16 protein-coding genes and 1 pseudogene are annotated in these 21,376 nt (G+C 63.0%); 10 read left to right on the forward strand and 7 right to left on the reverse strand.

All coding sequences use genetic code 11. The features are described 5' to 3' along the window. Positions 1 to 31: 31 nt before the first annotated feature. The 4 genes and pseudogenes from arsC (at position 32) to L9B60_RS05635 (ending at position 2,068) form a co-directional block, all read left to right on the forward strand. Positions 32 to 385, forward strand: a complete 354-nt coding sequence (gene arsC / locus L9B60_RS05620) for an arsenate reductase (glutaredoxin) (RefSeq protein ID WP_249677072.1) — start codon at positions 32 to 34, stop codon at positions 383 to 385. Continuing rightward, positions 382 to 988 (forward strand): annotated as a pseudogene (wrbA, locus tag L9B60_RS05625) (NAD(P)H:quinone oxidoreductase). Before arsC ends, wrbA begins: the two are co-directional and overlap by 4 nt. Then, positions 981 to 1,397, forward strand: coding sequence for a DUF2069 domain-containing protein (locus L9B60_RS05630; RefSeq protein WP_249677074.1), 417 nt, complete (start codon positions 981 to 983; stop codon positions 1,395 to 1,397). Before wrbA ends, L9B60_RS05630 begins: the two are co-directional and overlap by 8 nt. Continuing rightward, a complete protein-coding gene (locus L9B60_RS05635) occupies positions 1,397 to 2,068 on the forward strand; it encodes a DNA-3-methyladenine glycosylase I (RefSeq protein WP_249677075.1) in 672 nt (223 codons plus the stop codon). The genes L9B60_RS05630 and L9B60_RS05635 overlap by 1 nt, the downstream gene beginning before the upstream one ends. An 86-nt stretch (positions 2,069 to 2,154) precedes the next feature. Here the strand turns inward: L9B60_RS05635 and ttcA are convergent, their stop codons facing one another. Then, positions 2,155 to 2,979, reverse strand: coding sequence for a tRNA 2-thiocytidine(32) synthetase TtcA (gene ttcA, locus L9B60_RS05640; RefSeq protein WP_249677077.1), 825 nt, complete (start codon positions 2,977 to 2,979; stop codon positions 2,155 to 2,157). A gap of 210 nt (positions 2,980 to 3,189) precedes the next feature. On the opposite strand from ttcA, the gene L9B60_RS05645 reads away from it, so the two are divergent. Next, entirely contained in the window at positions 3,190 to 3,789 is a 600-nt protein-coding gene (locus L9B60_RS05645) for a Yip1 family protein (protein WP_249677079.1), read from the forward strand. Between the two features lie 131 nt (positions 3,790 to 3,920). Then, positions 3,921 to 4,412: a SprT family zinc-dependent metalloprotease gene (locus L9B60_RS05650; RefSeq protein ID WP_249677080.1), complete on the forward strand. Its 492-nt coding sequence runs from the start codon at positions 3,921 to 3,923 to the stop codon at positions 4,410 to 4,412. A 50-nt stretch (positions 4,413 to 4,462) separates the two neighbouring features. Here the strand turns inward: L9B60_RS05650 and L9B60_RS05655 are convergent, their stop codons facing one another. The 4 genes from L9B60_RS05655 to L9B60_RS05670 form a co-directional block, all read right to left on the reverse strand. Further along, positions 4,463 to 5,800: a dicarboxylate/amino acid:cation symporter gene (locus L9B60_RS05655; protein ID WP_249677082.1), complete on the reverse strand. Its 1,338-nt coding sequence runs from the start codon at positions 5,798 to 5,800 to the stop codon at positions 4,463 to 4,465. A 308-nt stretch (positions 5,801 to 6,108) separates the two neighbouring features. Further along, positions 6,109 to 7,458 (reverse strand): ATP-binding protein, encoded by a 1,350-nt coding sequence (locus L9B60_RS05660; RefSeq protein WP_249677083.1) that lies wholly within the window; start codon positions 7,456 to 7,458, stop codon positions 6,109 to 6,111. Further along, the gene (locus L9B60_RS05665; RefSeq protein WP_249677084.1) at positions 7,455 to 8,132 is read right to left on the reverse strand and encodes a response regulator; all 678 of its coding nucleotides are present in this window, start codon (positions 8,130 to 8,132) and stop codon (positions 7,455 to 7,457) included. Before L9B60_RS05665 ends, L9B60_RS05660 begins: the two co-directional genes overlap by 4 nt. 77 nt (positions 8,133 to 8,209) lie before the next feature. Further along, positions 8,210 to 8,812: an opacity family porin gene (locus L9B60_RS05670; RefSeq protein ID WP_249677087.1), complete on the reverse strand. Its 603-nt coding sequence runs from the start codon at positions 8,810 to 8,812 to the stop codon at positions 8,210 to 8,212. Positions 8,813 to 8,951: 139 nt separating this feature from the next. On the opposite strand from L9B60_RS05670, the gene L9B60_RS05675 reads away from it, so the two are divergent. The 4 genes from L9B60_RS05675 (at position 8,952) to L9B60_RS05690 (ending at position 16,921) form a co-directional block, all read left to right on the forward strand. After that, the gene (locus L9B60_RS05675; RefSeq protein ID WP_249677090.1) at positions 8,952 to 9,743 is read left to right on the forward strand and encodes a dienelactone hydrolase family protein; all 792 of its coding nucleotides are present in this window, start codon (positions 8,952 to 8,954) and stop codon (positions 9,741 to 9,743) included. Positions 9,744 to 9,857: 114 nt separating this feature from the next. Further along, a complete protein-coding gene (locus tag L9B60_RS05680; protein WP_249677091.1) occupies positions 9,858 to 10,562 on the forward strand; it encodes a 4'-phosphopantetheinyl transferase family protein in 705 nt (234 codons plus the stop codon). A gap of 111 nt (positions 10,563 to 10,673) precedes the next feature. After that, complete coding sequence (locus L9B60_RS05685) at positions 10,674 to 12,332, forward strand: ShlB/FhaC/HecB family hemolysin secretion/activation protein (RefSeq protein ID WP_249677094.1); 1,659 nt, start codon at positions 10,674 to 10,676, stop codon at positions 12,330 to 12,332. A gap of 23 nt (positions 12,333 to 12,355) precedes the next feature. Next, positions 12,356 to 16,921: a hemagglutinin repeat-containing protein gene (locus L9B60_RS05690; protein ID WP_249677096.1), complete on the forward strand. Its 4,566-nt coding sequence runs from the start codon at positions 12,356 to 12,358 to the stop codon at positions 16,919 to 16,921. 84 nt (positions 16,922 to 17,005) lie between these two features. Here L9B60_RS05690 and L9B60_RS05695 read toward each other — a convergent pair whose 3' ends face one another. Together L9B60_RS05695 and purL are read right to left on the reverse strand one after the other, a co-directional pair. Next, positions 17,006 to 17,317, reverse strand: a complete 312-nt coding sequence (locus L9B60_RS05695) for a YqfO family protein (protein WP_249677098.1) — start codon at positions 17,315 to 17,317, stop codon at positions 17,006 to 17,008. A 3-nt stretch (positions 17,318 to 17,320) separates the two neighbouring features. Next, on the reverse strand, positions 17,321 to 21,217 hold the full coding sequence (purL, locus tag L9B60_RS05700) for a phosphoribosylformylglycinamidine synthase (protein ID WP_249677100.1): 3,897 nt from the start codon (positions 21,215 to 21,217) through the stop codon (positions 17,321 to 17,323). Positions 21,218 to 21,376: the final 159 nt, after the last annotated feature.

A 21,376-nucleotide genomic window follows, 5' to 3' on the forward strand; every position in this document is an offset into this window, starting at 1 on the left:
GCCGCCACTTCATGCCAGATGCGACCCGCACATGACCGACCTCACGCTTTATCACAACCCACGCTGCTCCAAATCCCGTGGCGCGCTGGAATTGCTCGAAGCTCGCGGCCTGAGCCCGACCATCGTGCGTTACCTGGACACCCCGCCCAGCGCTGCCACCCTCAAAGACTTGCTGGCCAAACTGGGCATCGGCGCACGCCAATTGCTGCGCACCGGCGAGGACGAATACAAAAGCCTGGCCCTGGCCAACCCCGACCTGACCGATGAGCAATTGATCGAGGCCATGGCGGCGCACCCCAAGCTGATCGAACGGCCGATCCTTATCGCGGGAAGCCAAGCCGTCATTGGCCGGCCGCCCGAGAAGGTACTGGAGATCCTGCCATGAGCGCGCCTTACATCCTGGTGCTGTATTACAGCCGCAGCGGCGCTACCAGCCAGATGGCCAAGCAAATCGCCCGGGGCGTCGAACTGGCTGGCCTGGAGGCGCGGGTGCGCACCGTGCCGCCGGTGTCTGCCGAATGCGAAGCGGTGGCCCCGGCCATCCCCGAGCACGGCGCGCCTTACGCCAGCATCGATGGACCTGAAAAACTGCGCGGGCCTGGCCATGGGCAGCCCCACGCGTTACGGCAACATGGCCGCGCCGCTCAAGTACTTCCTGGACGGCACCAGCAGCCTATGGCTGAGCGGCGCGCTGGTGGGCAAGCCGGCTGCAGTGTTCACCTCCACCGCCAGCCTGCACGGCGGCCAGGAAACCACCCTGTTGTCGATGATGATGCCGCTGCTGCACCACGGCATGCTGATCGCCGGCATCCCCTACAGCGAATCAGCCCTGCTGGAAACCCGTGGCGGCGGCACGCCGTATGGTGCCAGCCATCATGCCGGCGCCGACAGCAAGCGCGCCCTGGACGAGCATGAAACCACCCTGTGCCGCGCCCTGGGCCAGCGCCTGGGTAACATCGCCCTGAAACTGGAGGCACCGCGTGGCTAGAAAGCCCAAGGTGCTGCCCCCTTTGCAATGGTTGCAAGCGCATGTACGCCTGGCGCGCTGGCTGAGCCTTGCGTGCTTTGCCGGGCTGATCGCCCTGCTGTGCGGTTACTACCTGGTGTTCGCCAACCTGCACGGCGCACGCCCCTGGGTCATCCTGCTGATCGAGTTGGTGCCGTTGCTGATCCTGACGCCAGGCATGCTGCTGGGCAGCACCCGAGGGCACTCCTGGACCTGCTTTGCGGTCAACCTGTACTTCATCAAGGGCGCATTGGCCGCCTACGACCCCAATCGCCAGCTGTTTGGCGTACTGGAAATGGCCGCAAGCCTTGCGGTGTTCGTCAGCGCGTTGTTGTACGTGCGCTGGCGCTTCCAGTTGAACCGTAAATTGGCAGGAGAGGATCTGGCCTGATGCAGGATTACAAATGGCTGAACGAATACTGCCTGAACCGCTTTGGCTCGGCCAAAGCCCTGGAGGCCAACCTGCCTTCAGCGAAAACCCCGGCGCAATTGCGCATGATCAGTAACGACCGCTACCTGTCGACCATGGCCCTGCGGGTATTTCGCGCCGGCCTCAAGCACAGCTTGGTGGATGCCAAGTGGCCAGCGTTCGAGCAGGTGTTCTTTGGCTTTGACCCCGAGAAGGTCGTGCTGATGGGCGCCGAACACCTGGAGCGCCTGATGCAGGACACCCGCATCATCCGCCACCTGGGCAAGCTCAAGAGCGTGCCGCGCAATGCCCAGATGATCCTGGACCTCAGCCATGAGCACGGCAGCTTCGGCAACTTCATCGCCGATTGGCCGCAAGATGACATCGTCGGCCTGTGGCAGTACCTGGCCAAGCACGGCAACCAGATGGGCGGGCTGTCGTCGCCGCGCTTTTTGCGCATGGTCGGCAAAGACACCTTCATCCCGACCTGGGACGTGGTGGCGGCGCTGAACGCGCAGGGTATCGTTGATAAGGTGCCAAGCAGCAAACGCGACCAGGCCACGGTGCAGGCGGTGTTCAACCAGTGGCGCGAGGAGAGTGGGCGGCCACTGTGCCAGCTGTCAGCGATGTTGGCGTTTACCGTCAATCACTGATAACCGCGACTTTGCGGGAGCATGGCTTGCCAGCGTTGGCGTCCTCAAGGGCCCTGTCGCTGGCAAGCCATGCTCCCACAAGGGCATCAAATATTGACCACGTTGACGAAGCGCGAAGCCGCGGTTTCGTCGATCTTCAGGCTGGCAAAGTCAAACAGATTGCGGTCGGCCAGTTGCGACGGCACCACGTTTTGCAAGCCACGGAAAATGCTTTCGGTGCGGCCCGGGTTCTTGCGTTCCCAATCCACCAGCATGTCCTTGACCACCTGGCGCTGCAGGTTCTCTTGCGAGCCACACAGGTTGCACGGGATGATCGGGAAACCCTTGAAGTCCGAATAGGCCTGGATGTCTTTCTCGATGCAGTAGGCCAACGGGCGGATCACCACGTTGCGGCCATCGTCGGCGCGCAGCTTGGGCGGCATGGCTTTGAGCGAACCGTTGAAGAACATATTGAGGAAGAACGTCTCGACGATGTCGTCGCGGTGGTGCCCCAGCGCCATCTTGGTCGCGCCGATCTCGTCGGCAAAGGTGTACAGCGTGCCACGACGCAGGCGCGAGCACAGCGAGCAGGTGGTCTTGCCTTCCGGGATCAGCTCCTTGACCACTGAGTAGGTGTCTTTCTCGACGATGTGGTATTCAACGCCCAGCGCTTTGAGGTAGGCCGGCAACACGTGCTCGGGAAAGCCCGGCTGCTTCTGGTCCATGTTCACCGCGACGATCTCGAACTTGATCGGCGCCACCTTCTGCAGGTGCATCAGCACGTCCAGCAGGGTGTAGCTGTCCTTGCCGCCTGACAGGCAAACCATGACCTTGTCGCCGTCTTCGATCATGTTGTAGTCGGCAACGGCCTCACCGGCGAGCCGGCGAAGGCGTTTCTGCAATTTGTTCTGACTGACCGAAAGGGTGCCCATGGCGCTTGAATCCGCGAGGTATGACGAAAAGCCGAACATTTTACCCTCAAAGCGTCCTGGAGTGTATGGCTACCCGGCGGGCAAATGCTTCAAGGTGATTACAACGCGCCCCTACAGCGCGATTTGCTCTAAACGCACGGCTTTGTGCGCCGATCAGCACCCTATACTGCGGTTAAGGTCAGGTTTGACCATCCAATAGGAGTGACTGGCATGATTCATCACGTCGTGGGGCTGTTTACCCATCCGGATCAAGAATGGCAGCAAATTCGTGGCGAAGAAGAAACCATCGGCCACATGTATTTGACTCACACATTGATCCTGGCGGCGATACCCGCCGTTTCCGCGTTTATTGGCACCACCCAGGTGGGCTGGGTGATTGGCAGCCGGGCACCGGTGATGTTGACCCACGAAAGCGCGATCTGGATGACGGTGATGTCTTACATCGCCATGCTGGGCGGCGTGGCGGTGATGGGTGCGTTCATCCATTGGATGGCCCGCACCTACGATGCCAGCCCCAGCCTTGCCCGTTGCATCGCGTTTGCCACCTACACCGCGACGCCGTTGTTCATCGGCGGCCTGGCGGCCTTGTACCCGCACTTGTGGCTGGGCATGGTGGTGGGCACCGCGGCCATCTGCTACACGGTGTACCTGTTGTACGTGGGCCTGCCCACCTTCATGAATATTCCGGCCGACGAAGGCTTTCTGTTCTCAAGCTCGGTATTGGCGGTGGGCCTGGTGGTGCTGGTGGCGATCATGGCCTTTACCGTAATCATCTGGGGGCTGGGCGTGGGGCCTGAATACACCAACTGATCGGTCAAGCGTCAAAACGGGCCGCCTGCGGGCGGCCCGCTGCTGTGCATGGCCTTCCACATTTAGCGACGAGCGGCTCGGCACTCGGCTGGGCTTGCGGCATAATCGCCCAATCTGGAGTGTCTTTATCAATGCCCGAGCTTCTCAATACCCGCGTCGAATCCTGTTTCCAACAAGCCGAAGCCTTCTTCAAACGCCCATTCCAGCGCCCGCTGGTCAGCCTCAAGCTGCGCGGCCAGAAGGCCGGTGTTGCCCATTTGCACGAAAACCTGCTGCGTTTCAACCCGCAGCTATACCGCGAAAACACTGAGCACTTCCTCAAGCAGACGGTGGCCCACGAAGTGGCGCACCTGGTCGCCCACCAGCTGTTCGGCGATACCATCGCGCCCCACGGTGAGGAATGGCAGTTGATCATGCGCGGGGTGTACGAGCTGCCACCGGACCGCTGCCACAACTACGCGGTCAAGCGTCGCAGCGTCACCCGTTACATCTACCGCTGCCCCTGCGCCACCGAGTTCCCCTTCTCGGCCCAGCGTCACGGTATGGTTCGCCAAGGCCGCCGGTATTTGTGCCGGCGCTGCCGCAGCACGCTGGTGTTCAGCGGCGAGACCCGGGTGGAATAACCCGCATAAAAAAACCCATCCGAAGATGGGTTTTTTAGTTCAGCCCGTGTTTACCGCTGGGTGGTGTTGGCCACCGGTACTTCGGCTACGCCCAAGTCATCGACCGGGGCAGTTTGCACGATCGCAGTGCCGCCCGAGGCAAGCTCGGTGTGCAGCTTGTCGGTGTCCAGCTCCTTGACCCACTTGGCAACCACCAGGGTGGCCACGGCGTTACCGACCAGGTTGGTCAGGGCGCGGGCTTCGGACATGAAGCGGTCGATACCCAGGATCAGCGCCAGGCCGGCAACCGGCAGGTGGCCGACGGCGGACAAGGTGGCCGCCAGCACGATGAAGCCGCTACCGGTCACGCCCGCAGCGCCCTTGGAGGACAGCAGCAACACCAGCAACAGGGTGATCTGATGGGTGATGTCCATGTGGGTGTCGGTGGCTTGCGCGATGAACACGGCGGCCATGGTCAGGTAGATCGAGGTGCCGTCCAGGTTGAACGAGTAACCGGTCGGGATCACCAGGCCTACCACGGACTTGTTGGCGCCCAGGCGTTCCATCTTGATCAGCATGCGTGGCAGGGCCGATTCGGACGAGGAGGTACCCAGCACGATCAGCAGTTCTTCGCGGATGTAACGGATCAGCTTCAGTACGCTGAAGCCGTGCGCGCGGCAGATGGCGCCCAGCACCACCACCACGAACAGTACGCAGGTGATGTAGAAGCAAATCATCAACTGGCCCAGTTGCACCAGCGAACCCACGCCGTAGGCACCGATGGTGAAGGCCATGGCGCCCAGGGCACCCAGTGGCGCGAGCTTCATGATCATGTTGATGATGTTGAACATCGCGTGGGCGAAGCGATCGATCAGGTCCAGCAGCGGCTTGCCGTAGGCGCCCAGGCGGTGCAGGGCGAAACCGAAGATCACCGAGAACATCAGCACCTGCAGGATATCGCCGTTGGCGAAGGCACCCACGATGGTGTTGGGGATCACGTTGAGGATGAAGCTCACGACGCTCTGGTCAGCACCGGCGGTCACGTAGGCGGCGACTTTGGAGGCGTCCAGGGTGGCGGGGTCGATGTGCATGCCAGCGCCCGGCTGGATCACATTGACCACGAACAGGCCGATCAGCAGCGCGATGGTGGAGACCACCTCGAAATACATCAGCGCATAGCCGCCCGTCTTGCCGACTGCCTTCATGCTTTGCATGCCGGCGATGCCACTGACCACCGTGCAGAAGATGATCGGGGCGATGACCATTTTGATCAGTTTGATGAAGCCATCACCCAGCGGTTTGAGGGTGACCGCGGTTTGCGGGTAGAAGTGGCCGATCAGGATACCGATGATGATCGCGACGATCACCTGGAAATACAGCGATTTGTACAGTGGCTGACGAGTCGTCATTACACATTCCTCAAGTGCATCGCCGCGCATCCATCCGCAGAAGCTGGCGATACCTAAAGCAAGAACCCTCCTGCTTTGGAGGGATTTATTGTCGAGCTGCGCCGGGCAGTTCTTCCTTGCCTATCGCAAGGCGCGTGCCAGTTTGCCGGAAAACTGTTACAGCCCGTGTTTGCGGGAGCCTGTGCCATCATCGTAGCCATTATTGGACGGGACTGGTGGCGGATTTCCGCCGAAGCACCCGGATAATTTCCGCCACCTGGCGGAAACCCGCCGACACTCACCGGCAGGCTCCCTTCCTTATTTATAGTTCAGGCGGGGCGCAAACGTACGTGGAAGGCGGCACCGCCCAGCACGGAGTCATCCAGGGTGAGCTGCGCGTCATAGCTTTCGATGATGTCCTTGACCACCGCCAGGCCAATGCCCTGCCCTGGGTTTTGCCGGTCCAGGCGCTCGCCGCGCTTGAGGATGCGCGCACGTTGGCTGTGCGGCACGCCGGGGCCGTCGTCCTCGATGCAGATTTCACCACCGCCCTGCTCATGCAGGACCAGGCTGACCTTCACCTCGCCCAGGCACAGGCGGTAGGCGTTCTCCAGCAAGTTGCCAAGCATTTCCAGCAAAGCGCCCTGCTCCATCGGCACTTGGGCGAGCACCGGTACGTTCAAGGTGACCTTGACCCGCTTGTCGCGGTAGACCTTGTCCAGGGTGTTGCACAGGCTGTCGAGCAGCGGCCGCAACTCGACCTGATGGCGCACCAGGCCGCTTTTGCGCAGGCTGGCGCGTTGCAACTGGTAGCCGATCTGCTGGCTCATGCGCTCGATCTGCGATTGCAGGATGCGCGCCTGCTCGATGTTTTCCGGGCGTTGGGCGATGGTCTCACTGACCCCCTGCAATACCGCCAGGGGGGTTTTAAGGCTATGAGCCAAGTCGCCCAGGGAATCGCGATAGCGCCCGCGCTGCTCGCGCTCGCTGCGCAGCAAGCGGTTGAGCGAGCCGGTCAGGCGCAGCAACTCGCGTGGGTGGCTTTCGCTGAGGCTTTCCAGGGCGCCACTCTCGATGTCGTCCAGTTCCAGACTCAACTGGCGCAGGGCACGCAAGCCCCAGGTCATGCCGATCCAGAGCAACACCAGCAACGCCAGCAGCGCCGCGCCAAAGCCCAGGTAGAGTTTTTCGCGAAGGCCGGTGACCGTCAGTTTGTATTCGCGCACCGGTTGCAGCGCGACGATGCTGAAGGCCGCGCTCTGGCCGCCCAGCAGTTTGACTTCGACGTCGTAGACGAAATATTCCTCGCCACCTGGCTCGCGAAAATGGGTGAATTCATTGCCCTTGCCGTCGTAGCGCGGGGTGTAGTTGATGTGGGCTTCGGTGGTGGCCCGCGAGCGCCACACCAGCTCGCCCTGGCGGTTGTAGATATAGCCGAGCAAGCGGCTGTCGGGCAGGTTGAACTGCTCATCGGGCAGCAACGCAGGCATTTGCAACTGGCCGTTCTCGACCCGCGCGGCAGAAATCAAGGTGGTGACATCCGAGGCCAGGCGTTGCTCGATGGCTTCGCGCAGGGCCAGGCTGAAGGCGCTTTGCAGCGCAGGCAACAGGCCAAGCATGAACAACACGGCCAGGGTCGCCCCCGCCAGCATCAAGCGTACGCGCAGCGATTTGATCATCGGCAGCGCTCGGTGAACAGGTAGCCCAGGCCACGCACGGTGTCGATCGGCTTGAAGCCATCGGCGCCCTCGAGCTTGCGCCGCAGGCGCCCGACCAACACTTCGATCACGTTCGGATCGCGCTCGTCGTCATCCGGATAGAGCTGCTCCATCAGCCGATCCTTGGCCACCACCTGCTGATGGTGGCGCATCAGGTATTCCAGGATGCGGTACTCATAGGCGGTCAGCGCCAACGGCTGTTCGTCCAGGGTCGCCTGCTTGCGATTGAGGTCCAGCAGCAAAGGCCCTGCGGTGATGGTGGACTGGATAAAGCCGCTGGAGCGACGCAGCAGGGCGTTCAGGCGCGCCTCAAGCTCCTCGAACTGGAAAGGCTTGACCACGTAGTCGTCGGCGCCGGCTGCCAGGCCTTCGACCTTGTCCTGCCAGTTGCCACGGGCCGTGAGAATCAGGATGGGGAATGCCTTGTCCATCGAGCGCAGTTGACGGATCAGGTCCAGCCCGCCCATGCCAGGCAGGCCCAGGTCGACCACGGCCAGATCGTGGTTGAACTGTTCGGCCTGGTACAGCGCTTCTTCGGCATTGCCGACCGCCTCGACCACATGCCCGCTTTCGCTCAAGCGGGTCTGTAAGTGGTGGCGCAACAGCGCCTCGTCTTCTACCACCAGCAATTTCATAATGCTCTCCTGGCCCAACGAACGCGGGGCAGGCCCTGTTTGAAAAGGGACCCGCCCGGCCTGAAAGTATGCCCCGGTTAGAAGGCGTAGTTGGCAGAAAGGTACGTCTGCGCGCTACTGGTCAAATTCATGGAACCTTGTTTTACACCGCCGTGGGGGGCCATTTCGGTACTGGCGTTGGTACGCAGGTAACGATAACCCAGTTCCAGCGAAACGTTGCTCGAGACCTGCTGCAACACACCCGCTTGCGCGCCGATGGCATAGCCGACATTGGTGTCGCGGCTGTAGCCCGACGACTCCTGGCTAAGCTTGGTCAAGCCGGCACTGGCGCCAACGAATAGCTGGGTGGCAGACGCGACCGGGAACAGTCGGTCGTAGCTGCCCAGCAGGTTCTCTTGGCGCAGCTTGATACCATTGTGGCTGCCCGAGACATTATCGTAAGTCGCGTAATAGCGTGCCTCTTGCCCCTGGCGCCCGGCACGCAGGCCCCAGGTGCTGTCCTTGCCAATCACGCCATCGGCGTTCGGGCGCTCCAGATTGCGGTTCAGCGCGCCGGTCTTGCTGATTTTGTCGCTGGTCTGCCCGTAGGTCAGGCCGATGAAATTCGTGTCGTTTGCCTGGGCCAGGGTGCTGGCACCGGTGACGGTGATTGCCAGAAGCAGTTTGTTTAAATAGTCCATTATTTTATCTCCGCGCCATGCGCTGTCTGGGTACCGGTTCAGAGTAAGCAAACAGCCCTGAACCGCCGCTGAACCCCAACTGAACTTGCGCTGAACCAGATGGGCTAGGCTGAGTTGACCCTCTAAAGGAGCATCCGCCATGAAAGTACTGCTCAGCCTTGCCCTGGTACTGTGCTGCAGCCTCGCCCAGGCCGCGATCAAGACCCAGGAAATCCCCTATACCAGCCAGGATGGCAGCAAGCTGATTGGCTATTACGCCTACGACGACGCCATCAAGGGCGCGCGCCCCGGGGTCATCGTGGTGCACGAATGGTGGGGCCTGAACGACTACGCCAAGCGCCGCGCCCGTGAACTGGCCGCGCTGGGCTACAGCGCCCTGGCCATCGACATGTACGGCGAAGGCAAGCACACCGAGCACCCCAAGGACGCCATGGCCTTCATGCAGGCGGCGATGAAGGACAGCGCCGCGTCCAACGAGCGCTTTGACGCAGGCCTTGCGCTGATCAAAAAGCAACCCCAGACCAACCCGGACAAGGTCGCCGCCATTGGTTACTGCTTTGGCGGCTCGGTGGTGCTGGACGCCGCCCGGCGCGGCGAGCCCCTGGCGGGGGTGGTGACCTTCCATGGCGGCCTGGCCACCAAAAGCCCCGCCACGCCCGGCAGCGTCAAGGCGCCGCTGCTGATTGAACACGGCGCCGCCGACAGCATGGTCACCCCGCAGCAAGTCGCCGACTTTAAAAAGGAAATGGACGGCGCCGGGGCCGACTACAAATTCGTCAGCCTGGCCGGGGCCAAGCACGGCTTCAGCAACCCGGACGCCGACCGTTTGAGCCATGGTGACCATGGCGGGCCGGACATCGGCTACAACGCTGCGGCCGATAAAAGTTCGTGGAGCGACATGCAGGCGTTCCTGAAAAAAGTGTTTGGTTGAGGACTGGCGTATCCGCGAAGGGACCACGACGGGCCCTGCCAGGTAGAACACGGGCGCGGCCTTCGCGGATAAATCCGCTCCTACGACGGTGCGCAAGCATGGCAAAATAGGCGCATGAACCTGCCCAATTGCTGCACCGCCCCCCTCACCCACTGGCCCCTGCCCCAGGCGCTGCCCGGCGCGATTCTGGTCAGCAGCCAGTTCGACCCCAAGGCGCTGGCAAGCTACGACTTCGAGCGCTGCGGCATCGCCCCGCCGGCGTCCATCCAGCGCTCGGTGGCCAAGCGCCAGGCCGAGTACCTGACCGGCCGCCTGTGTGCCCGTGAGGCTCTGCGCCAGCTAGGCCAACCCAATCAGGTACCGCCCATTGGCGAGGACCGCGCGCCAGTGTGGCCCGCCGGGGTCAGCGGCTCGATCACCCATGGCAGCAACTGGGCGGCGGCGATAGTCGCGCACAGCAACGCTTACCGCAGCTTGGGGCTGGACATGGAAACCCTGCTGGCGGCTGAGCGCGCCGAACGCCTGGCGGGCGAGATCCTGACCGCGCAAGAGCTGCAACGCCTGCCTCGCGAGCAGGTTGCCCTGGGTGTGACCTTGACCTTTTCGCTGAAGGAAAGCCTGTTCAAGGCGCTGTATCCCCTGGTGGGCAAGCGCTTCTATTTTGAGCATGCGGAACTGCTGGAGTGGTCCGACGATGGCCAGGCGCGCCTGCGCTTGCTGACCGATCTGAACGAGCAATGGCACCACGGGGTCGAGGTGCAGGGGCAGTTCTCGGTGGAAGGTGAACGCTTGTTGAGCTTGGTCAGCATTCCGCGCTGAATCGGATCGTTCCTACAGCTTCTCTGGACGTTTCTCAATTCGTTTGAGTGATCAAACCGGTAGATTAAATCCGAAAGGAATTCTCCTCCGGCCACTCAGAAGAATAACAATATGCCGCGCTTCAATCTGGCACGCCTGCTGCTGTGCGGCGTGCTGCTGCCCCCGCTCGCCTTGGCTGAACCGCCTGCGCCCCTTGACGAAACCTTGCGCCTGCTGGAACAGGAGCGACGCCAACGCGAAGCCCGTGAGCGTCAGGAACGCCTGCGCCAGTTACAACGGCAGCAGCCTGTGACTAAGCCTGCGCTGCCCGCGCCCGTGACTGAACCGAATGAGCCGTGCTGGCCCGTCCCCGGCGTGAGCCTGAGTGGCAATCAACTGCTCGAAGACGTCGCGCTCAGCCAGGCCTTGAAGCCCGGGCTCAGGGCCTGCATGGGCGCCACCGCCGTGCGCGGCGTATTGGCGGCCTTGACCCAGGCGTACGTAACCAAAGGCTATATCGCCGCCCGCGCCTACCTACGCACCTCGCCGCAACCGAATCAGCCCTTGCAGGTGCTGATTGACGAGGGTTTCGTGGAATCCATCGAACTAGGCGAAGGCGAGCCGGCCCTGTCATTGGCCCACGCCTTCCCCGGCATGATTGGCCGCCCCCTGCATTTGCCGCAGTTGGAGCAAGGGCTGGATCAACTCAACCGGTTGCGCTCGGTGAACCTCACCGCGCAAATCCTGCCGGGGTCGTTGGAGGGTGGATCAAGGGTGGTGCTGCGCTCGCTGAGCCATGCCAGCCCCCTATTTGCCTCACTGGGCTACAAGAACGCCGCGCCCGCCGCTACCGGACGCGTAGTCGTGTTAGCAGGGGTGGGGCTGGACAACCCCTTTGGCCTGAACGATCAAATCACCCTGGCCTTCGTGCAAACCGTGGGCAACGCCCCCAACTACAGCCATGCGGTGAACCTGGGTTACCGGGTGCCCTATGGCCCCTGGACGTTAACCACGTCCTTCACCCATGGTGAACAGTTCATAGCGACAGGCCGGCTCAATACCCGCTACCTGAGCGAAAACTCAAGTGCCCAGCTGGACCGCACGCTTTGGCGCAACCAGCAGGCCATCGTCAGCGCCGGCCTGCGTTTGGACCACAAGAGCACCCGCCGGCACATCGGCCACATCAACCTGTTCGAGCCCGACCCGCGCCTCAGTGTCCTGCAAGCCTCCCTGGACCTGCTATGGCTGGGCAAGACCAGCCTGGCGGCCCAGTTGAGCTATGCCCAAGGGGTCGGCTGGCTTGGCGCCAACCCGCGCCCCACGTCGCACTCGCGACCCCAGCCGCGCTTCGAACAATACCGAGCGTACCTGACCCACAACTGGGTCGGGGGCGCCTGGCGATGGGAAAGTGCGCTGGAGCTGCAATACAGCCCCGACCTGCTGCCCGGCACCGAGCAATTGCAGTTGGCCAACGCAACGACCGTTCGCGGCTTTCGCGACAACCCGCTCAGCGCCTCGAGCGGCGCCATCTGGCGCAACGAACTGAGCATTCAGCAACCACTGACAGCCAACCTGACGCTTACCCCCCATGTCGCCGTGGACTATGGCCGGGGCTGGCTGAGCCTGTATGGCACAACATCGACCCCCACCCTGGCCGCTGCCAGCAGTGGCGCCACCCTGGCCTGGCCGGCCGGCAAGCTGAAGCTCGACTACCAGAAAGGCCTGAGCCTCAAGCATGCACCCGGCGCAGAACCCGGCTTCTGGAACATGGAGCTGAGCCTGTATTTCTGATTCATAACAAGAGAGACAACAACGTGACTCGGACCACCACCGCTACCTTGCTCACCCCCAACCGCCTGCGCTGGGCCATATCGGCCGCGCTGCTGACCTATCACCTGCCGACCCTGGCCGATGGCCTGACCCCCCAGGCCAATGAGCACGGCATCGCCACCGTGTTCGATCACAATGGCACGCCCAGCATCGACATCGTCAAACCCAATGACCAGGGCGTGTCCCACAACGGTTTTCTGGACTACAACGTCGCGGAACAGGGTTTACTGCTGAACAACGCCCTGCAAGGCGGCGAAAGCGCGATGGGGCCGATACTGGAGCGCAACAGCCACTTCACCGGGCAGGCCGCCAGCACCATCGTCCTCGAAGTGACAGGGTTCGAGGCCTCCAACATTCTCGGTGACCAACAAATCTTCGGCCAACGTGCGGACTACGTGCTGGCCAACCCCAATGGCATCACCCTCAACGGCGCCGGGGTAATCAATGCCAACCGCGCCAGCTTCCTGGTCGGTACGCCCCTGTTCGAGGACGGCCGCCTGGCAAGGCTCGACGCCAGCCAGGCCCGCGGCACAATGAGCGTTGGCAAGGACGGGGTATACAGCGCTCAGGGCGCACTGGACCTGATAACCCCGGTCATAGAAACCCAAGGCGCGACCGAAGCCCTGGGCGACCTTAACCTGATCATCGGCCACAACACGCTGGGCTATGCCGACAACCGCGTGCTTGCCACCGCAGCGCCCAACCCTGCCAACCCGCCCGTCGATGCTCACTTGCTGGGGGCCATGCGGGCCGGGCGGATCAGCGTGGTCAGCACCACCGAAGGTGCCGGCGTACGCATGCCGGGCACCCAGATCGACGGACGCGACGGCGTGCACATCAGCAGCCGGGGCGCCCTCAGCCACACGGGCAGCACGGCCGCCAACGGCAAGGTCAGCCGCGCCAGCCTGAACAGCCAGGGCGACGTGCTGCTTACCGCGCGCGATGACCTGACCTTGACCGCGGTGCAGCTCAACGGTGCGAACATCCAGGCCAAGGCCGGCAAGCGCCTGACCATCGATGCGCTCACCCGAGAAAAGATCGGCCGCGAGAACAAGGTCTCCAGCAGCAAAGCCTGGTTTATCCCCACCGAAGAGTATTCCAGCCAGCGCACGCAAACCGAGACCCAGGTGGTGGGCAGCCAGATCAAGGCCAGCGGTGATATCACCCTGACGTCTGGCGATGACATATTGATCGCCGCCGCAGACTTGGACGCCCCGGGCACCTTGAAAGCAGAAGCCGGCAAGCGCATCAGCATCGAGGCGCGAATCAACCGCACCGAAGTCAACGAACAAACCAGCCACCGCAAATACCTGTGGCGTGGCGACAGCAGTTCGAACCGCGTCGAGGAAACCGCCAAAGGCAGCCAACTCAACGCCGGCAGCGTAGAGCTGACCGGTGGCACTGGCGTTGCCGTGCAGGGCAGCGACCTGGACAGCCAGGGCAACCTGCAGATCCGCAGTGGCGGCCAGGTACTGATCACCAGCACAGCGCTCAACAGCACCGGCGAGCGTCAATACAAGCGTGGCGACCTGGTAGGCCGCCACGTGTTCGGCCAGGAAGACAGCGGTAAGCATCGCGAAGTCGAGCAGCAGCGCAGCCGGATCAAGGCCGGCGGCAGCCTGGACATTGCCTCTGAAGATGTGCGCATCCAAGGCAGCTCGGTACATGGCACGCAGGGCGCGACCGTCACCAGCACCAGCGGTCAATTGCGCGTGGAGGGCGTGCAGGTCAGCCGCGAGAACGACGACAGTACCTTGGATAACCGCTTTATCGGGCTGTTCAGCGACCGCTCCACGAGCAAAGACCAAACCAGTACCCATAAGGCCAGCGAACTGGGCTCCGATCACAACCTGAGCTTGCGCAGCCCCGACCAGGTGGTGATCCAAGGCTCGAACCTGACGGCCGGCGGCACGCTCGCGGTCAGCGCCGACAAAGGCCTGAGCATAACGCCCGGCGAGGACCGCCGTATTGTCGACGACCAGGCCAGCCAACGGCGCATGACTGCCGAGGCCCGCGAGACCAAACGTGCCGAAGACGGCAAGCCCGGCAGCAAGCAGTACGACGCCTCGGTGGGGTTCCAGGTCAAGCACAGTAGCGACACTACAAGCACCGGCACGGCCGTTGCCAGCCAGCTGGATGCACGCACCATCGATCTGGCCGGCGGCGAAAAAGCCAGCCTGACCGGTGCCCGGCTGAACAGTGCCGACAGCATCACCATCACGGCCGAGCAGATCGACCTGCTGGCCAGCAAAAACGTTAGCCAAACGCTGCGCAGCGACAGCACCTCCAGCGGCAAACTGGCCGTGACCGGGGGCATGGATCGGCTGGGCAGTGCCTTTCAGGGCGAATACCAGAAGGACGAAAGCACCCGCAACGACACCACCCATACCGGGACGCAACTGACCGCCAACGGCGACATCGCCCTCAAGGGCAAGGCCATCACCAACCAAGCCACGAAAATCGACACCCCCGGCGCGCTGACCATCGACGCTGCCAACGTCACCCAACGTGCCGCGATCGATGAGCATCAGGCATCCACCACCCGCACCACCATCAAGGGCAGCCTGGGCGCCAGCCTTGAATACAACGACCTGACCCGGCCCATCGAGAACGTGGTCAACGGCGACGATCAGTATCGCTTCCAGCAGCAAGCCCTGGAAGACAACCTGTATGCCCCAAGCCTTGGCGCCGACCTGATCGGTGGGTATCAGCAGCGCAGTGAAAGCACCACCAGCACCCAGGCCAAGGTCACCGACCTCAAGGCTGGTCAATTGGCGATGGTGGTGGAAAACACCCTGATCGATGAAGCGACCCGCTACCAATCCACGCAAAGCCCGCTGAAGCTGACGGTTGGGGAGCATGACCTGCGCGCCGTGGCCAACAGCGAAACCGTGCAACTCAAACGAATGGATGCCGACGCACGCCTGCGGGTGGAAACCAACACCGGCACCGACCTCAATGCCAAGATCGTCGGCGCCGGTGGCTCGCTCGATAAAACCACTGCAAGCACGACAGCGGTGGTCGGTTCGCTGGTGGGCAACGGCGGTATCCAGGTCCAGTTGGGTACCGACGGCCGCTACGAAGGCACCGCCTTGAAAAGCACTGGCGATATCGTGGTTAACGCACCAGGTAACCTGACCTTCGCCCAGGCCGACAACCGCCAAAGCCTGCAGCAGCGCGAAATCACCGGCAGCGCCTGGCTCAAGGGCGGCAACAGCCCCACCGCCGGCAAGAGCATGGGGGGCAGCGCCATCGGCAAATTCAACGACGCCAGCAGCGCCGACAGCCAGGCCCAGGTCGCCCGCTTCGAGACCCCCGGCACTGTGCGCTTGAACGCCGGCAAGGACCTGCGCCTGGAAGGCGTGCTAATGGGTAGCGTCACAGAACCGGTCAAACGCGCCGACACCCAGGCCGGTGGGCAGACCAGCCTGCTGGCCGCAGCCGACACCCACCAGGCCGAGGGCCGCCTGTATGGCGGCGGCCTGCAGGCCAGTGGCAGCCGCGCCAAGGAAAGCACCGGTGGCGGCTTGGGGGCCAGTGTCGAGTTTGGCCGCACCCACGAGTCCTCGCGCACGCTCAAGGGCGCCGAGTGGTATGCAACGGACACCGCGCGGCTGGGGGCGAACTCCGCCGACGATGCCGCGGTGCTGGTCGAAGGCGCGCAGTTGAACGCCAAGACCGTGCAACTGGAAGCGCCCAAGGGTGGCGTGGTGATCGAGTCGGCGCTGTCCAGCGAAACCCGCGATAACAAAGCGGTGGGCGTTGGCATGGGCCTTAATGGCAGCAAAACGGGCGATGCCAAGACCGATACCTCCGCCCTGCACGCACGCGCCACCCTGGACCTGGACAAGCTCGACAGCCAGACCCACGGCAACGCTCGGGTACGGGCTGACGCCTTGGAGCTGAACAGCCGCAACGACGTGCGCCTGAGCGGCGTGCAGGTGAACGCCGATCGTGTCAGCGGGCGCGTGGGCAATGACCTGATCGTCGAAAGCCGCCAGGACCAGGTCAACGCCCTGAAGGTGCAACTGGATGCCCGGCTCAACGCCGAGAAAAACCCCCAAGGCCTGGTCAACGGCGCCAGTGCCTTGGCCGGCCCCGCTGCTGGCAAACTCAAGGAAAAGGCCGGCGCTGGCCTGAAGAAAGCCGATCAGGGCTTTGCCCCGACCCTGGGCCTGGAAGTGGAACGGCAAGTGCGCGACACCGTGGGCGTGCAAACGGTGGTGAGTGCCCGCGACGGCATCAACTTGGAGGTGGGCGGCGATACTCGCCTTGCCGGCGCGCTACTGAAAAGTACCCAAGGCCCGATCGAATTGGCTGGCAGTGATATCAATACCACCACGCTGAGCGGCAACGACCACGCATTTGGCCTGAAGACCAACCTGTCACTGGTACCCGAAGAGCTTACGCAAAACCTGATGGAGGCGTTCAACGGCAAGCCGGACGCCCAAAAGACCGCCGAGCGCACGTCTGACCTGGGGCTGTTCAAAACCAGCGGTCATGACCGTTCGCAAGCGCTTGAAGGGGGGGTTAAACACAAGGAGGGATAACGCGGCGCCTGCTTCGCGGATAAATCCGCTCCTACTGGAAAGCCTGTAGGAGCGGATTTATCCGCGAAAAGCCAGCAAGGTCTGTCAGAAATCAGACAGCGGCCAAACTTCATAAGCCGGCGTTTCGTAGGGATGGCTCTCTTTCAACGCCATCACTACCGCCTGAATCAACTCATCGGCCACTACCAGCTCGACCTTCCACTCCACCACCTGCTCGACCACGCCGGTTTGCCCGAGGAACGGCTGGCTGCCGTCATTCGGGCGAAACTGACCTTGGCCCAGCACCTGCCAGGCGCAGTGGTCATACGCGCCAATGCGACCGCCACCGGCGGCAAACACGGCGCGCTTGACCTCTTCCACATGGCTGGGTGGCACGAAGAAGGCGAGCTTGTACATCCCTTAGTTCACCCACACACGGGCGTTACGGAACATACGCATCCAGCCGGCGTCTTCAGTCCAATCCTCTGGGCACCAGGAGTTCTGCACTGCGCGGAAGACCCGCTCCGGGTGCGGCATCATGATGGTCACGCGGCCGTCGCGGCTGGTCAGGCCGGTGATCCCGCGCGGCGAACCGTTCGGGTTGGCCGGGTAGTTCTCGGTGACCTTGCCATGGCTGTCGACGAAACGCATCGCCACGCAACCGGACAAGTCCGCTTCGATCAGTGCCTGCTCGTTGGCGAACTCCGCATGGCCTTCACCGTGGGCGATGGCGATCGGCATGCGCGAACCGGCCATGCCCTGCAGGAAGATCGAGTTGGACTCTTGCACCTGGACCATCGCCACGCGTGCTTCGAACTGCTCGGAGCGGTTGCGCACGAAGTGCGGCCAGAATTCGCTGCCCGGGATCAGCTCGTGCAGGTTGGACATCATCTGGCAACCGTTGCACACACCCAGGGTGAAGCTGTCGGTGCGCTCGAAATACTGTTGGAACGCATCGCGGGCACGGGCGTTGAACAGCGCCGACTTGGCCCAGCCTTCACCGGCACCCAGCACGTCGCCGTAGCTGAAACCACCGCAGGCCACCAGGCCCTTGAACTCGTTCAGGTCGACGCGCCCTGCCAGGATGTCGCTCATGTGCACGTCAATGGCATTGAAACCGGCACGGTCGAACGCCGCCGCCATTTCCACCTGGCCGTTGACGCCCTGCTCACGCAGCACGGCCACTTGCGGGCGCACGCCCTTGTTGATGTACGGCGCGCTGATGTTTTCGTTGACGTCGAAGCTGAGCTTGGCGCTCAGGCCCGGGTTGTCTTCTTCCAGCAAGACGTCGAACTCTTGCTCGGCGCAGGTCACGTTGTCGCGCAGGCGCTGGATCTGGTAGCTGGTCTCGGCCCACTGGCGCTGCAGCAAGCGGCGCTGGCCTTCGAACAGGGTCTCGCCGTTGAGGCTGATGATCACCTCGCCGTTGTTGACCGGCTTGCCGATCACGGCCACGCAGTCAGCCAGGCCAGCAGCGCTGAACTGGGCAAGGATGGCTGGGGTAGCGTCCTGGCGAACCTGGATCAACGCCCCCAACTCTTCGTTGAACAATACTGCCTGCACTTCGTCGGCGTTGTGCGCCACGGTGTCCAGTTGCAGGTTCAAGCCGCAGTGGCCGGCGAAGGCCATTTCCACGGCGCTCACCAACAGGCCGCCGTCGGAACGGTCATGGTAGGCCAACAGGTGGCCATCAGCGTTCAGGCCCTGGATCACGGCGAAGAAGGCTTTCAGGTCTTCGGCGTCGTCGACGTCCGGTGCCACGCTGGCCAGTTTGCCGTGGGTCTGGGCCAGGATCGAGGCGCCCATGCGGTTTTGCCCGCGGCCCAGGTCGATCAGGATCAGGTCGGTTTCGCCCTTGTCCATGCGCAGCTCTGGGGTCAGGGTCTGGCGCACGTCCAGCACCGGGGCGAAGCCGGTGATGATCAGCGACAGTGGCGAGGTCACGCTCTTCTCGACGCCGTCATCGCTCCAGCGGGTTTTCATGGACATGGAGTCCTTGCCCACAGGGATGGTAATGCCCAGCTCCGGGCACAGCTCCATGCCGACCGCTTGCACGGCGTCGTACAAGCGCGCGTCTTCACCTGGGTGGCCAGCAGCGGACATCCAGTTGGCCGACAGCTTGATGTCGGAAATCTTGCCGATGGACGAGGCAACGATGTTGGTCAGGGTTTCGCCGACCGCCATGCGCCCCGAGGCCTTGGCGTTGAGCAGGGCCAGCGGCGTGCGCTCACCCATGGCCATGGCTTCGCCGGTGTACACGTCGAAACTGGTGGCGGTGACGGCAACGTCGGCCACCGGCACCTGCCACGGGCCGACCATTTGGTCACGGGCCACAAGGCCTGTGATGGTGCGGTCGCCGATGGTGATCAAGAAGCTCTTGCTGGCCACCGCAGGGTGGTGCAGCACGCGCTCGATGGAATCAGCCAGCTCAAGCTTGGCCGGGTTGAAGTCATCACCCAGCTCTGCTTCGCGAACGGCCGAACGGTGCATGCGCGGGGCCTTGCCCAGCAGCACTTCGAGCGGCATGTCGACGGCGTTGTTGCCAAAATGGCTGTCGGTCACGGTCAGTTGCGGCTCGGCAGTTGCCTCGCCCACTACCGCGAACGGGCAGCGCTCGCGCTCGCAGATGGCCTGGAAGCGCTCGAAATCGGCTGCGTCCACCGCCAGCACATAGCGCTCCTGGGATTCGTTGCTCCAGATCTCCAGCGGCGCCATGCCTGGCTCATCGTTCGGCACGTTGCGCAGCTCGAAACGACCGCCGCGGCCGCCGTCGTTGACCAGTTCCGGGAAGGCGTTGGACAAACCGCCCGCGCCCACGTCGTGGATGAAGCTGATCGGGTTCTTGTCACCCAATTGCCAGCAACGGTCGATGACTTCTTGGCAGCGGCGTTCCATTTCCGGGTTTTCGCGCTGTACCGAGGCAAAGTCCAGGTCAGCAGAACTGGTGCCGGTGGCCATGGAAGAGGCTGCGCCGCCGCCCAGGCCAATCAGCATGGCCGGGCCGCCAAGTACGATCAGCTTGGAGCCGACGGTGATTTCGCCCTTTTGCACGTGCTCGGCACGGATGTTACCCATGCCGCCGGCCAGCATGATCGGCTTGTGGTAGCCGCGCACTTCTTCGCCGTGGGGGGTGTCGATCTGCTGCTCGAAGGTACGGAAGTAGCCGGTCAGGGCCGGGCGACCGAATTCGTTGTTGAACGCGGCGCCGCCCAGCGGGCCGTCGATCATGATGTCCAGCGCTGTGACGATGCGCTCAGGCTTGCCGTAGGGCTTTTCCCAAGGCTGCACGAAGCCTGGGATCTGCAGGTTCGACACGGTGAAACCGGTCAGGCCAGCCTTGGGCTTGGCGCCACGGCCGGTCGCGCCCTCGTCGCGGATCTCGCCGCCGGAACCGGTGGAGGCCCCCGGGAATGGCGCGATGGCGGTCGGGTGGTTGTGGGTTTCGACCTTCATCAGGATGTGCACCGGCTCCTGTACCGCGCCGTACTGGCGGGTTTCAGGGTTCGGGAAGAAACGCCCGGCGACGCTGCCGACGATCACCGAGGCGTTGTCTTTATAAGCCGAGAGCACGCCTTCGCTGTGCATCTGGTAGGTGTTCTTGATCATGCCGAACAGGCTTTTTTCCTGGCTCTGGCCGTCGATGTCCCAACTGGCGTTGAAGATCTTGTGGCGGCAGTGCTCGGAGTTCGCCTGGGCAAACATCATCAGCTCGATGTCATGGGGGTTGCGCCCCAGGCCCTGGAAGCTGGTGACCAGGTAGTCGATTTCGTCTTCGGCCAAGGCCAGGCCCAACTCGACGTTGGCGGTTTCCAGCGCGGCGCGGCCACCAACAAGGATGTCGATGGCGGTCAAAGGCTTGGGTTCTGCGTGGCTGAACAGGCCAGCGGCCTCGTCCAGGCGGCTCAGTACCACTTGGGTCATGCGGTCGTGCAGGCTGCTGGCAATCAGTTGGGCCTGGGCCTCGCTGAATTCACCGCTGACGTAGAAGGCAATACCGCGCTCCAGGCGCTGGACGTTGCCCAGGCCACAGTTATGGGCGATATCGCTGGCCTTGCTCGACCATGGCGAAATGGTGCCAAAACGCGGCATGACCAGGAACAGGCGGCCCGCAGGCTCCTGGACCGGTACGCTCGGACCGTACTTGAGCAGTCGGGCCAGCACTTGCTGCTCATCGGCGGACAATTCGCCGCTAACGTCGGCGAAGTGGGCGAATTCAGCATACAAGCCGCTTACAGCGGGGACTTTCTGGCTCAGTAGCTCGAGTAACTTACCGTGGCGAAAGGCAGAAAGGGCAGGAGCGCCGCGCAGGATCAACATCTTCGGGACAGCCTCAGAAGGGTGTGCTTGGAGGCCGTGCATTCTAGCCTAAACCGCAGCTTAGGGCACCCGAAACGGTAATCGAGGCACAGGCCGATCGTCGCAGCGTTTTTGTAGCGCCGCCCCTACCAGACTACCCCGCAACTGTCGAGATATGGC

Source organism: Pseudomonas abieticivorans (genome assembly GCF_023509015.1).
GTDB classification, from domain to species: Bacteria; Pseudomonadota; Gammaproteobacteria; order Pseudomonadales; family Pseudomonadaceae; genus Aquipseudomonas; species Aquipseudomonas abieticivorans.

What these genes read in the sequence shown, in the direction of transcription:
- arsC (WP_249677072.1), top strand. Translation starts at nt 32, where the DNA reads ATGACCGACCTCACGCTTTATCACAACCCACGCTGCTCCAAATCCCGT.
- L9B60_RS05635 (WP_249677075.1), top strand. Translation starts at nt 1,397, where the DNA reads ATGCAGGATTACAAATGGCTGAACGAATACTGCCTGAACCGCTTTGGC.
- ttcA (WP_249677077.1), bottom strand. Translation starts at nt 2,979, where the DNA reads ATGGGCACCCTTTCGGTCAGTCAGAACAAATTGCAGAAACGCCTTCGC.
- L9B60_RS05645 (WP_249677079.1), top strand. Translation starts at nt 3,190, where the DNA reads ATGATTCATCACGTCGTGGGGCTGTTTACCCATCCGGATCAAGAATGG.
- L9B60_RS05650 (WP_249677080.1), top strand. Translation starts at nt 3,921, where the DNA reads ATGCCCGAGCTTCTCAATACCCGCGTCGAATCCTGTTTCCAACAAGCC.
- L9B60_RS05655 (WP_249677082.1), bottom strand. Translation starts at nt 5,800, where the DNA reads ATGACGACTCGTCAGCCACTGTACAAATCGCTGTATTTCCAGGTGATC.
- L9B60_RS05660 (WP_249677083.1), bottom strand. Translation starts at nt 7,458, where the DNA reads ATGATCAAATCGCTGCGCGTACGCTTGATGCTGGCGGGGGCGACCCTG.
- L9B60_RS05665 (WP_249677084.1), bottom strand. Translation starts at nt 8,132, where the DNA reads ATGAAATTGCTGGTGGTAGAAGACGAGGCGCTGTTGCGCCACCACTTA.
- L9B60_RS05670 (WP_249677087.1), bottom strand. Translation starts at nt 8,812, where the DNA reads ATGGACTATTTAAACAAACTGCTTCTGGCAATCACCGTCACCGGTGCC.
- L9B60_RS05675 (WP_249677090.1), top strand. Translation starts at nt 8,952, where the DNA reads ATGAAAGTACTGCTCAGCCTTGCCCTGGTACTGTGCTGCAGCCTCGCC.
- L9B60_RS05680 (WP_249677091.1), top strand. Translation starts at nt 9,858, where the DNA reads ATGAACCTGCCCAATTGCTGCACCGCCCCCCTCACCCACTGGCCCCTG.
- L9B60_RS05685 (WP_249677094.1), top strand. Translation starts at nt 10,674, where the DNA reads ATGCCGCGCTTCAATCTGGCACGCCTGCTGCTGTGCGGCGTGCTGCTG.
- L9B60_RS05695 (WP_249677098.1), bottom strand. Translation starts at nt 17,317, where the DNA reads ATGTACAAGCTCGCCTTCTTCGTGCCACCCAGCCATGTGGAAGAGGTC.
- purL (WP_249677100.1), bottom strand. Translation starts at nt 21,217, where the DNA reads ATGTTGATCCTGCGCGGCGCTCCTGCCCTTTCTGCCTTTCGCCACGGT.